Raw genomic sequence first — 11452 nt, forward strand, 5'->3', positions numbered from 1 at the left:
GAAATAATGATATAAACACGCTAGCTTTGTTCGATATAGTATAAAGAGAAGATAACTTTTGAAGGGAGTAAAGGAATGAACAGAAAAACCTATACATTTTCAGAGCGGAATAGCCTGTTAATTAATTTGTACATTTTATCTGTCGTACTGGCATCCATTATCTTATTTGCAGCCGGATTGCCATTAAGAACTAATTTAATAGGGACAACTTTTGGCATTAGTACGATTATTATTGTCTATTTAATGAATAAGTTTAAAAAAATGGAGAACTGGATTCCTTACATATTAATTGTTAGCCTTGCTATTATGACAGTTTTCATGCTGGATAATCGGCCAGCGATAACGACATATCTGTTAACCTACTACAGTATTATTATTATGTCTTTATATCATTCATATCGGTATGTATGTGTTTCAGGGCTTTTTGGTGTTTTTATTACCAATTATTTTGCAATTAAATTTGGTGAGCTTGCGATCGTCGATTACACAAATGTCCATTTAATTGCACTCAATGTGTTATTTATCCTGATGACATTATTCCTTGTTTATCAGAGCATAATTGGAAAAAGAATTCAGAATCAGACGCTTGAGCTGGCGGATGAAGCAGTGAAATCGAAAGAAGTAATGGATTTAATGATTGAGCATGTTCAATCGACTGTAAAAGAGTTAGATGCTTTGAATGTAGATTTAAAGACGCATTCAACATCGACACAAGCCTATTCAAACGGACTTACAACAACCTTCAATGAGATGGCGACAGGGATTGAGGGGCAAACTGTTCATGCAACCGAGATTAACGAAGCAATCTATGCGATTAATGAGCATGTCCAGAACATTTCAACACAAGCGAATACCGTCACAGAAAATACAAGAAATACAGTCGATAAAGTAACTGAGGGTAATCACCACATGAAACTGTTAAGTGAGAAAATCGCAATTGTTGATAGGCACTTGACTGAGGTTGTAACCGAGATGACTGATTTAAATCAAGCAACAACAGAGGTAGAGTCAATTTTAGCAACAGTTTCAGGGATTGCAGAGCAGACAAACCTGTTAGCGTTAAACGCAGCAATTGAAGCTGCCAGAGCTGGTGAATCGGGTCGAGGCTTTGCAGTCGTTGCACAAGAAGTAAGAAAGTTGGCAGAGCATTCGATGCGTTCTACTGACCAAATTACCAAGATTTTAAAGCAAATACAGTTAAAAGCCGGGCAAGCTTCAGAGCGACTTAATCAAAGTGAGAAACTCTTTAGTGAAGGGAAGGTAATCACTGAGCAAACAACTTCTACGTTTGAGACAATTGACAAAAATATTGGCGATTTACAATCAGTTTCCAATCAGCTTAGTAAGAGGATGAATAAACTGAGCCAGACCTCTAGTATTGTTCTGGAAGAAGTTGATGGTGTTTCAAGTACATCTGAGCAATTAAGTGCGTCGGTCGAAGAGGTATTAGTAAGTATAGAAGAACAGCATGTGCGAATTAATTATCTTAACGAAAAAGTAATGGACTTAGATCGATTAGCAGTGTTATTAAGAGAGAATTTATTAAGTGAGTGAGGCGGTGAGTGTTAATGTTTTTCTTTGAACAATTTCCTTGGTATAACATGCTTGTTTGGTTAGTCGTATTAGCCATTTTAATTGTATTAAATGAGCTTGTTAGAAGAAGTAAACGGGCAAGTGTCCTCTTGTTTATCTGCCTACCTATGGTTTTGACTGTCTTCTGGTATTTAAATCGTGATAATGAGATTACGTCATGGTTTACTTGGATTAAAGTATATTCAGCTTTATTAGGCAGTCTTATTTTTATGGGTGTTCGATTTTCTCATCTTCACAACAAGTATCGCTGGTATAAAGGGTTCGTAGCGGCGATCTTAGCTGTCAACATTCTTGAGGCAGTCGTTCGTGAATTTCAAGTTGGCCTAGTTGGTTTTGAAGGTATGGTAGATGGGATGTACTACATTTCTGGTGGCTGGAATTACCTCAATGCAGTTGCAGGGTTACTCAATTTACTATTAATTTGTGGTTGGGTTGGTATTAAAGCTTCAGATAGCCAATGCAAGGATATGGTGTGGCATGATCAAAGTACACTGTACATTATTGCCTATGGTATTTGGAATATTGCTTATGTATATGCTTGTGCACCAGGAAATGCCTTTTATTCCGGGTTTGGCTTAAACATAGCTGCAACTATCCCGGCATTATTGTGGGCTAAAGGTACTTGGATGCAGACTAGGGCCCACACACTATCTTTTTGGATGATTTGGGTGATGACCTTTCCTTATTTCTTTGCTGAAGGCAGTGTTTTTAATGTAACGGTTAGCTACAACCCAATTGCTAATTGGAGTCTATCAATTATAAGCCTAGTGTTAAATATGGTGTTAGCGTGCTGGCAAGTTTATCGGATCATTAAATATCGCTTGCACCCTTTTAAAAATGAAATTTGGTCAGAATTCTCATCTAGCTTAATTCATAAGCAGGTGGGTTAATTGCTTGTCCGTGAGCGTTTAGCGAAAGGCTTGTGTCGTATCTGACACAAGCCTTTCGTATTTTTTAGTACTATTCAGTTATTTTGACATGAGCATTTTATTAGTATGACATAAAACAGCCCAATTCCATGCTAATTGTAGCTCTGTTATTACAAAGAAGTGAGGGGCGTTGTTTATCACCTTGTAAACCAATTATGGAATTTAGAAGATATTATTACTTTATAAATCGGTGATATACAGCGCCAATTAACTAAATGATCAAGTTTCTAATTATTATTAGTCGTTCTAACGCCTTGATTGTGTTAAACTATGGTAAAGTTTTAAACTGCAAGGGGCGTTTGGACATGATTTATATTGGTGTAACAGGATGGGGTGATCACCATACCCTCTATCCACCCACAATTAAAACGAATGAGAAGCTGGAAGAATATAGTAGCCATTTTCCTATTGTTGAACTTGATTCATCATTTTATGCTGTTCAGCCCATTAAGAATATGGAAAAGTGGGTAAGAGAAACACCAGCTTCATTTCAGTTTGTTGTTAAAGCATACCAGGGCATGACTGGTCATCAGCGTGGTGATTCACCTTATTCTACTAAGACAGACATGTTTGCAGCCTTTACTGCGTCGTTACAACCCTTGATTGATGCAAATAAATTAGCAATGGTCTTATTTCAATTCCCCCCCTGGTTTGATTGTAAAGACGAGCATATTTTATACCTTAATTACTGCAAACAGAAGATGAAGGAAATACCGATTGCATTAGAGTTTAGAAATCGAACGTGGTTTAATCAAGCAAACTACAATAATACATTAATCTACTTGAACGCTAATAATTGGAATCACACCATTGTAGATGAGCCGCAGGTAGGAGATGGTTCAATTCCAACGGTCCTCGTACCGACAAAACCGGCTACGCTAATTCGACTCCATGGTCGCAATATACATGGTTGGAATCGGCCAAAAAACACTGAGACGAGCTGGCGGGAGGTTCGTTATTTATATCATTATAATAAAACTGAGCTTGAGCAATGGCGGGATCATATTCAAGCCTTACATAAACAATGTAAGAAAATTTATGTGTTGTTTAATAACAATTCAGGTGGAGATGCTGCTGAAAACGCTAAAACATTACAAACGATGCTAGAAATTGAGTATAATGATTTAGGTGATCAGCAATTAAGATTATTTTAAAATAATTGGATTATTAATTACCCAATCGGAAGCTCGGTTTATTCCCGCTATTAAAATCGCAGGCAATTATTTGATGTCTAACAGAAGATCATAAAAAGGAGAATTGTTACAGATGATTTATGTTGCATTATTAAGAGGCATTAACGTTGGTGGAAAGAATAAAGTCGAAATGAAGCAACTAAAATGTGTTTTTGAGCAAGTGGGGATGGCTCAGGTTTCGACATATATTAATTCGGGAAACGTGGTTTTTAAATCTGACATCTTATCAGTAGAGTCATTGTCCGAAATTCTTGAGCAAGCAATTGTAAAGCACTTCGCCCTTTCTATAAAAGTCTTGCTTAGAAATATTGAGCAATTGGAGCAGTTGATGATGAAGCTGCCTGATTCTTGGCAGAATAACAAGCAGATGAAAAGTGATGTGTTGTTTTGCTGGGAGGATGTCAGCCCTGCCGATCTTAAAGAACAATTAACGATAAAACCCGCAATCGATGACGTCATCTTTTTAAACCAAGATGTCTTGTGGCATGTGGAAAGAGAGCAGGTTACAAGAAGTGGCATGATGCGTCTCGCTGGTCAAAGCATTTATCAAAAAATGACCGTAAGAAATGTAAATACAACGAGAAAGATTTATCAGTTAATGCAGCAAATCAAGTGAAAAGTTAATTATTGAGAGGAGGAAAAATAATGGAAATCATTGAACTTACAGCTGATTCTGTATATTTAGATCAGGTGGCAGAGTTGCTACGGGAAACCTTTCCACAAATGTACCTTCAAACTGCAGAAGATCAAATTCAATATCTGCTTCGAGAATCAAATATGGGTTTTATTGCAATTAAGGATAAGCAGGTAATCGGACTGATCGGTGCTTTACCTCAGTATGGACAAAGTGGTTGGGAGCTTCATCCATTGGCAGTAGCATATAATCATCGTCTTCAAGGAATTGGGACGAAGCTAGTGGAGAAGCTTGAGGAGGAACTGATTAAGAAAGGTGGTATTACACTTTATTTAGGTGCAGATGATGTATTCTCTCAGACCTCATTAGCAAATGTGAATCTTTATCAGAATCTGTTCGACCATGTTAAAGCAATCAGAAACTTAAAGAATCACCCATATTCCTTTTATGAAAAAATCGGCTTTCAAATTGTCGGTGTCATACCCGATGCAAATGGTGTAGGAAAACCCGATATCTGGATGGCGAAGCGTATTTAAGAACTTGACCATTTTAGGTTGCGTGATATAATCAAGTCTAACTATATGAATTGATGATGAAGAGAGTAATTAATAATTACAATGAAGCGAGCTGGGGATGGTGAGAGCCTAGCTGAAGGTTATTAATGAAGCGCACTTTGGAGATATGTGCTTGAATGTTTTTGTAGTAGAGTACATCGTCTGACCTCGTTATCGGTCTTCAAGCTGGTCCAATAGTGGACAATCAGAGTGGTACCACGGGTGAAATCTCGTCTCTATATATTTTATAGAGGCGTTTTTTTTATGGATTGGAAATATCAATTGAACTAGATAGGAGTTGTGTGCAATGTATGAAGGCTTACTGGCAAGAAGAATTATTGCTTTATTCAATTTGACGATAACTGAAGCAGAAATTATGTCGCTAATTGAGCAACCGAAATTCCAAAGTCAAGGTGATTTGGCTTTTCCATGTTTTAGATTAGCCAAACTATTAAAGCAGTCGCCAAATCAGATTGCCCTTAAGTTGTCAAAGGAGATACAAGAAGCTTCTTTCGAGAGTGTTGAAGCGTCAGGTCCATATTTGAATGTATTTTTAAATAAGAAATTAGTTAGTAACAGTGTACTTACTAATATTTTATTAAATCGTTCAGCTTATGGTGCCCATCAATTTGGCAATAATAAGACATTTGTCATCGATTTCTCATCACCTAATATTGCAAAGCCATTCTCAATGGGGCATTTACGCTCTACTGTAATTGGAAATTCACTTGCTAAAATTGCAGAAAAATGCGGGTACAAGGTTGTGAAGATTAATTACTTAGGTGACTGGGGTACACAATTTGGAAAACTGATTTGTGCATATAAACGATGGGGAGATGAACAACAGGTTAGAGAAGCGCCAATTAAAAATTTATTGAATCTTTATGTGAAATTTCACAAGGAAGCTGAAGCAGATTCTCAATTAGATGATCAAGGAAGAGAATGGTTTAAAAAGCTCGAGGATAACGATAGTGAGGCTACGGTGCTCTGGCAATGGTTTAGAAAAGAGTCTTTGCATGCTTTCAATCACGTTTATAATCTGCTTAATGTCAGCTTTGATTCATTTAATGGAGAGGCTTTTTATAATGACAAGATGGCGGAAACCATTAGATGGTTAAAAGCGAAAGGTCTTGTAGTTGAATCAGCAGGTGCTGAGGTTGTCCGTTTAGATGAGTCGGCTCTACCACCATGTCTCCTGAAGAAGAAGGATGGTGCAACACTTTATGCGACAAGAGATATAACTGCTGCTCGTGATCGTTATCACAACTATCAGTTTTCAAAAGCAGTCTATGTAGTCGGACATGAGCAAAGCCTACACTTTAACCAGGTGTTTACAGTACTGGCTAAGGCAGGCGTTAATTGGGCACAAAAGATGGAACATGTCCCATTTGGTTTTATTTTAAAAGACGGCAAAAAAATGTCAACACGAAAAGGAAAGGTCGTTTTGTTAGAAGACGTCATTAATGATGCAATTAAGCTAGCAGAGCACAATATAAATGTGAAAAATCCTTCTTTACCAAACAAGCAGCAGGTAGCACACCAAGTGGGAATTGGGGCAATGATTTTTCATGATTTAAAGCATTATCGATTACACAATGTTGAGTTTTCCTTGGATGAAATGCTTCGCTTTGAGGGGACGACAGGTCCGTATGTTCAGTATACCCATGCGCGGGCACAATCAATTATTACCAAGGCTGAGTTATTGTCCGAAGATGGCTTTATGCAAGGTCTGTGCGATACTTGGAGTTGGCCAGTCATCAAGCATCTCACCGCCTTTCCTGACAAGGTTGAGAGTGCTTTTCATGAAAATGATCCCTCTCAAATTGCCCGTTATCTTATCTCGCTTAGTCAAGCTTTTAATAAATATTATGCCAATGTTAAGGTATTAACGGCGGATGATCAGCTTGGGGCAAGAATTGCATTAGTAAACGCAGTCACAATCGTTTTACAAGAAGGCCTACGACTGTTAGGTATTGCTGCACCAGATAAAATGTAACAGAATAAGGTTAGGAAAGGTTATGATTAACAGTCTTTCCTTGCCTATTTTGTTAAGTAATCATTTAGGCGAATCGATTACTAATTTACGTGCAAACCAAGTTATTTGTTGGAGCAAGATAAAAGACTATTTTGTGTACTGTCCTCGTATATTTATAGTAAAAATAAATATTGGAGGGTATCTACCTTGCATGTTTTTGACCCAAGTAAGCTTTATGTCATCTTTTCTTCGTGTGTTAGTCAAGTTGATCCCATTATTGGTAGAGTCTATACCTTAACGCATTCTGATGAAAGAGGATTTCTATTTTTAGATATTGGTTTAAGAATAGCCCATGAACGTATTCAACCAACAAGGGATGAGGTAATTGGGAGGTGGTGCTATGAAAACGGTATCTGGATTTTGCAAATTAGTGTCTGGATTGGAGCAGACGAGGATCAGAATTTAAAGAAAAGAGATTACATATTTAGACGTGAGCTTCCACTTGCATTAGAGGCAATTTTCTTTGGTGATCGCGCACTTATTTTAACAAATCAATTTTTAACAATGGCTCCTATTAAGGTGCATTTTCAGTCAGAAAAACAAGAATTTAATCGAATTGAGTGCTGGGGTACTATCTTAGACTTTATGTTTTGCTAATAAAACGCTTTCTCTCATGATCCAGTTGTGGTAGCCTTAACCATAGGAGAGAAATTGATAGGCGAAAATTGAGCGGGAACGGCTGTGAAATTAGAAATTATCAAAAAAAGGAAGGGTTCGCAATGACTATTTTATTGAAGGAAATTGATCACTCTAATTATAAAGAATGTGCTAATCTAACAGTTTCTGAGGCCCAAGAGAATTTCGTTGCTGCAAATTGGTATTCACTATTAGAAGCAAAGTATGAACCGAATCGGTTACCCTTTGGGATATACGATAACGAAGAGCTAGTAGGCTTTCTAATGTTTAGTTATCATCCAGCAGATGAGTATTATGATAAAGACTCTTGGTGGATTGAGCGGTTTATGCTAGATCAAAAGCAGCAAAGAAAAGGGTATGGAACAAAAGCCCTTAAAGTGGCAATTAATGACTTTAAGCAGACAAACCCCGATAAGGAGCTAAGAATATCAGCTGAACCGGCTAATGACATTGCTATTACGCTTTATGAAAAGCAAGGCTTTACCAAGACTGGGGAATATGTCGGTGATGAGGTTGTTCTTCTTTTGCAAAAATAAATGGAATAGGTCTATTGGAACTCACACATCCTAGCAATATGGAGGTGATTGAGTTGACCAAGCGAGATGATGCCTATATAAAACGGCCTGTAAATGATCAACAAGCGAAGAAACAGACGATGCCAAGAGAGTTTGATCATGAGTTTGCGAATGAGCCATTAACCGAAATGGAGAAAAAGCATAACAAGAAGACTAAAAAGCGCCAGTAGCTGATGGGCTGGGACATAACTAAATATTGAAATTGGGTATCCGAACATTCTGATTAAGCGAAGTGTTTTACCGAAGCGCTATACGCTTTCAGACATAATGTTCGGATTTTCCTTATCTAATTACCCTTTTGTCCCGACCTTGTAATAGCTTACGCAAAAAACTAACCTTTCCCGGAGCTTAGATGCTCATGAATGAGTTTCCATTCATTATTTGTGTTTTTGACAAAGACATTAGTGGCGCGACCACTTCCAGATATGAATTCTCCATCAAGATATCCCTCATAATAGTAGGTGTACAGGCAGGTAGCACTTGCTTGATCATGACTAATCCATTTTACTTCCCGTGCTTGATATACTTCATCTTTAATCAAAGCCCATGCTGCTTCGAAGTAGTTCTTAATTTGATCATGGGTTGTACAGATTTGATCGGTAAACCAATATACCGCATGTTCATCCAGCACCTGCTTAACTTCGTTAAAATCGTGGCTATTGGTAGCTGCTATGTATCTATTTAGTGCTTGTTGAGCCCTCATATAAGCGCCTCCTTTTATTTTTTATGGAAAAATGAGAATAGTTTTCCGTTGATGCGATGTTTATAGTGTAAAGGCCTTTATGAAAAGGAGCTAAGCGATGAAACTTACTAATGATAATTTTATCAAACTATTAAGAAAAGGGAAGCATGAAGCACTTGAATATGTAGTTGATCATTATTCAGGAATTGTAAAAGCAGTCGTGGTTAATAAACTAAGTACCTATCAAGATTATCAATTAATTGAGGAATGTATTAGTGATGTCTTTATTGCTGCATTTACTAATGCTAAACAATTCAATGGGGATGCTTTAGCATTTCGAAAATGGCTATGTACAATAGCAAAATATAAAGCGATTGATAGACAAAGAAGTCTACTTAGCAAACCTAGCTTTGCTGAATTGGAAGAGCATGTCCATGTTGTTGAGTCTGCTGAAGAGCAGGTGTTAAGGCAGCAAACAGCGAAGCAATTGTTGCATAAGCTTACTAAATTAAAAGAAGTTGATCGTAACATTTTTATTATGAAATATTTTTTAGATATGTCAAATCAGGCTATTGCTAAGCAGCTTAACTTGAGTAAAGCTGCTATTGATAATCGCTTGTATCGCGGTAAAAAAAAATTGCATCACTCAGGGCTAGGAGGCTGGTTTTATGAAAATTCTATATAAAACATTTAATCGCTTAAACTTAGATGAAACAATGGTGGAGTTACCCATTAGTGAATTAGAACGGAAAAGAATTAAACAACAGGTTTGTAACAAGCTACCCAACAAACCTGTATATAAGGTGAATCGTGGTTATACAATAGCTGTTATTTGTACACTCTTCTTAGTAGGTAACATAATTATAGCCGTACTAAATCCTTCTTTTGCAGGGAATATTCCCATATGGGGAGATGTCTTTTCATGGTTTAGTGATAATGATTCTGAGAATAAGCAAGAGGTTGAAGAAGCTATAATGCCTATTCATTTATCAGATTCTAGTATCGGAATTGATTTAACAGTTACTAATGCCTTGTATGATGGTGAACGGATTATGGTTGCTTATCATGTCAAATCAAAGCAGGATCTAGGAGAACATTTAAATTTTAGCTTTCTAAGCATTGATGACAATGATAATATTGGCTTTCAATCCTCTAGTTTGGCTATGTTAAATAAGGTGAGAGCGTTTGAATATGAAGGAATTGAAACGATGAGCATTAGCCATAGCGAGCCGACAGAAACGGTTCAAGTTACCATTGAAGGTGATCAGATAAGGGGCTATAGTTGGGATGCTTATGGAGAAAATGCTTACCGATCGGTAGAGGAAGGTATGTATAAAGGAAGTTGGACCATTTCATTTGAGTTAGAAAAAGTTGATAATCAACCGATAGTGTATAATCAAGAGGTTGTTAACCATGACTTGATAACTATTCAACTAGAAGAAATGATCGTTTCGCCATTTTCATCATATATTGTCCTTAACCATCAATTAGATCGTTCAAGTCTACGAGACGATCCATTCTTTACCGATGCTATTGTAAATTATGAAGTTGTGGATAGTGAGGGTAACGTATACTATCCTAATAGCAATCAAACGGGTTATCTTTACGCGAAAACGACGATCATTACGCCGATATTTCCTGAAGAGGTTCGTTATATTGAAGTAAAACCAATAATGACCTTATTTTACATTGACGAAGATTGGGAGAATGATTGGAAAGAGATGGAGTTTGAGCCATTTCGGATTGATTTAAAACAGTAGTAAAACGCTCCGTGTGACCAATGCCACACGGGGCGTTTTACTAGATATCCTTCTTAAACACATAGCTTACTTTACCATAGTGCATTTTCTGCTGGTAAAAGCGGTGAGCATCTGTTCTTTGCATACCTGATGATAGTGCAATGGAGGTATATTGATGATCTTTTGCCCATGACTCAGTAAAATTAAGCAATTTCTCGCCGTAACCTTTTGAACGATAATCAACATGTGTTACCAAATCGCAGACCCAAATAAACCGTCCATAATATAATGTCGTCATAGGTTTAAAGCCAATAACGGAAACGATATTTTCTTTGCTTAGTAGTGCAAATAAATGATAACGATCTACTTTAATGGCTTCAGTAACTAAATCTAGGAATTGCGCTTGATCGAGCTGCGGACGGAGCTGTTGCATTAATGGAAAGCAAGTTATAATCTCTTCATTTGATTTAAGCTGAATAATTTTAGCAGGCATGTTCTTCTTCCTTCTTCCTTCTTAATAGTTAATTATTTACATTATAGCGCATTTGTAAACTGATAGTAAAATTTAAAAAAAGTGCTATAATAGGTCAATAAAAAACAGAAAAAGTTACAAAATGTATAAAATAGAATCAATTTCATAATTACTGATAAGAGATGAATATACGAACATTAAGAAAATGATAGTCGATCACCAGGGCAACGATTAAGGTTAGAACCGTGATCCGTTCCGGCAGCCAATGGACTCTCTTTCCGAAGGCATCGCCTCAGCTAACTTGAGTAGCAGAAAGCGAAGGGACTGCTGAATGCGACACGCTATGCTAGTTAGTGGATTTTTTCATGTGTTTATTTTTAGCTAACTACGTTTAAAAACTCAATAATAAG

The 11452-nt window shown here is 37.1% G+C and carries 13 protein-coding genes and 1 other annotated feature; of the genes, 11 read left to right on the forward strand and 2 right to left on the reverse strand.

Annotated elements, in window-relative coordinates; translation table 11 throughout:
- Positions 1-75 precede the first annotated feature (75 nt).
- From BM000_RS07045 to sspO, 9 genes are all read left to right on the forward strand, one after another.
- Complete coding sequence (locus BM000_RS07045) at positions 76-1554, forward strand: methyl-accepting chemotaxis protein (protein WP_091496249.1); 1479 nt, start codon at positions 76-78, stop codon at positions 1552-1554.
- Positions 1555-1568: 14 nt separating this feature from the next.
- On the forward strand, positions 1569-2483 hold the full coding sequence (locus BM000_RS07050) for a DUF5692 family protein (protein WP_091496251.1): 915 nt from the start codon (positions 1569-1571) through the stop codon (positions 2481-2483).
- A gap of 344 nt (positions 2484-2827) precedes the next feature.
- Positions 2828-3676 carry a DUF72 domain-containing protein gene (locus BM000_RS07055; protein WP_091496253.1) on the forward strand — a complete coding sequence of 283 codons (849 nt, stop codon included), beginning with the start codon at positions 2828-2830 and terminating at the stop codon, positions 3674-3676.
- Positions 3677-3788: 112 nt separating this feature from the next.
- A complete protein-coding gene (locus BM000_RS07060) occupies positions 3789-4331 on the forward strand; it encodes a DUF1697 domain-containing protein (protein ID WP_091496255.1) in 543 nt (180 codons plus the stop codon).
- A gap of 29 nt (positions 4332-4360) precedes the next feature.
- Positions 4361-4885: a GNAT family N-acetyltransferase gene (locus tag BM000_RS07065; protein WP_091496257.1), complete on the forward strand. Its 525-nt coding sequence runs from the start codon at positions 4361-4363 to the stop codon at positions 4883-4885.
- 44 nt (positions 4886-4929) lie between these two features.
- Positions 4930-5144: a binding site (T-box leader), on the forward strand.
- Between the two features lie 66 nt (positions 5145-5210).
- Positions 5211-6899: an arginine--tRNA ligase gene (gene argS, locus BM000_RS07070; protein WP_091496259.1), complete on the forward strand. Its 1689-nt coding sequence runs from the start codon at positions 5211-5213 to the stop codon at positions 6897-6899.
- Between the two features lie 186 nt (positions 6900-7085).
- The gene (locus BM000_RS07075; protein WP_177178242.1) at positions 7086-7535 is read left to right on the forward strand and encodes a staygreen family protein; all 450 of its coding nucleotides are present in this window, start codon (positions 7086-7088) and stop codon (positions 7533-7535) included.
- Positions 7536-7657: 122 nt separating this feature from the next.
- Positions 7658-8110, forward strand: a complete 453-nt coding sequence (locus tag BM000_RS07080; protein ID WP_091496263.1) for a GNAT family N-acetyltransferase — start codon at positions 7658-7660, stop codon at positions 8108-8110.
- A gap of 53 nt (positions 8111-8163) precedes the next feature.
- Complete coding sequence (sspO, locus tag BM000_RS07085) at positions 8164-8319, forward strand: small acid-soluble spore protein O (protein ID WP_245751597.1); 156 nt, start codon at positions 8164-8166, stop codon at positions 8317-8319.
- A gap of 161 nt (positions 8320-8480) precedes the next feature.
- Here the strand turns inward: sspO and BM000_RS07090 are convergent, their stop codons facing one another.
- Positions 8481-8852, reverse strand: a complete 372-nt coding sequence (locus BM000_RS07090; protein WP_091496265.1) for a YybH family protein — start codon at positions 8850-8852, stop codon at positions 8481-8483.
- Positions 8853-8949: 97 nt separating this feature from the next.
- Between BM000_RS07090 and BM000_RS07095 the strand changes: the two genes are divergently transcribed.
- Together BM000_RS07095 and BM000_RS07100 are read left to right on the forward strand one after the other, a co-directional pair.
- Entirely contained in the window at positions 8950-9516 is a 567-nt protein-coding gene (locus BM000_RS07095; RefSeq protein WP_091496267.1) for a sigma-70 family RNA polymerase sigma factor, read from the forward strand.
- A complete protein-coding gene (locus BM000_RS07100; protein ID WP_091496269.1) occupies positions 9500-10591 on the forward strand; it encodes a DUF4179 domain-containing protein in 1092 nt (363 codons plus the stop codon). Before BM000_RS07095 ends, BM000_RS07100 begins: the two co-directional genes overlap by 17 nt.
- A gap of 40 nt (positions 10592-10631) precedes the next feature.
- Here BM000_RS07100 and BM000_RS07105 read toward each other — a convergent pair whose 3' ends face one another.
- Positions 10632-11063: a GNAT family N-acetyltransferase gene (locus tag BM000_RS07105; protein ID WP_091496270.1), complete on the reverse strand. Its 432-nt coding sequence runs from the start codon at positions 11061-11063 to the stop codon at positions 10632-10634.
- Between the last annotated feature and the right edge of the window lie 389 nt (positions 11064-11452).

It is taken from the genome of Amphibacillus marinus (genome assembly GCF_900110345.1).
Taxonomy (GTDB): domain Bacteria; phylum Bacillota; class Bacilli; order Bacillales; family Amphibacillaceae; genus Amphibacillus_D; species Amphibacillus_D marinus.

Excerpts from the sequence above, each read along its gene's own strand:
- BM000_RS07060 (WP_091496255.1), top strand. The coding sequence starts at position 3,789 with ATGATTTATGTTGCATTATTAAGAGGCATTAACGTTGGTGGAAAGAAT.
- BM000_RS07065 (WP_091496257.1), top strand. The coding sequence starts at position 4,361 with ATGGAAATCATTGAACTTACAGCTGATTCTGTATATTTAGATCAGGTG.
- BM000_RS07045 (WP_091496249.1), top strand. The coding sequence starts at position 76 with ATGAACAGAAAAACCTATACATTTTCAGAGCGGAATAGCCTGTTAATT.
- BM000_RS07050 (WP_091496251.1), top strand. The coding sequence starts at position 1,569 with ATGTTTTTCTTTGAACAATTTCCTTGGTATAACATGCTTGTTTGGTTA.
- argS (WP_091496259.1), top strand. The coding sequence starts at position 5,211 with ATGTATGAAGGCTTACTGGCAAGAAGAATTATTGCTTTATTCAATTTG.
- BM000_RS07055 (WP_091496253.1), top strand. The coding sequence starts at position 2,828 with ATGATTTATATTGGTGTAACAGGATGGGGTGATCACCATACCCTCTAT.
- BM000_RS07100 (WP_091496269.1), top strand. The coding sequence starts at position 9,500 with ATGAAAATTCTATATAAAACATTTAATCGCTTAAACTTAGATGAAACA.
- BM000_RS07095 (WP_091496267.1), top strand. The coding sequence starts at position 8,950 with ATGAAACTTACTAATGATAATTTTATCAAACTATTAAGAAAAGGGAAG.
- BM000_RS07080 (WP_091496263.1), top strand. The coding sequence starts at position 7,658 with ATGACTATTTTATTGAAGGAAATTGATCACTCTAATTATAAAGAATGT.
- BM000_RS07105 (WP_091496270.1), bottom strand. The coding sequence starts at position 11,063 with ATGCCTGCTAAAATTATTCAGCTTAAATCAAATGAAGAGATTATAACT.
- BM000_RS07090 (WP_091496265.1), bottom strand. The coding sequence starts at position 8,852 with ATGAGGGCTCAACAAGCACTAAATAGATACATAGCAGCTACCAATAGC.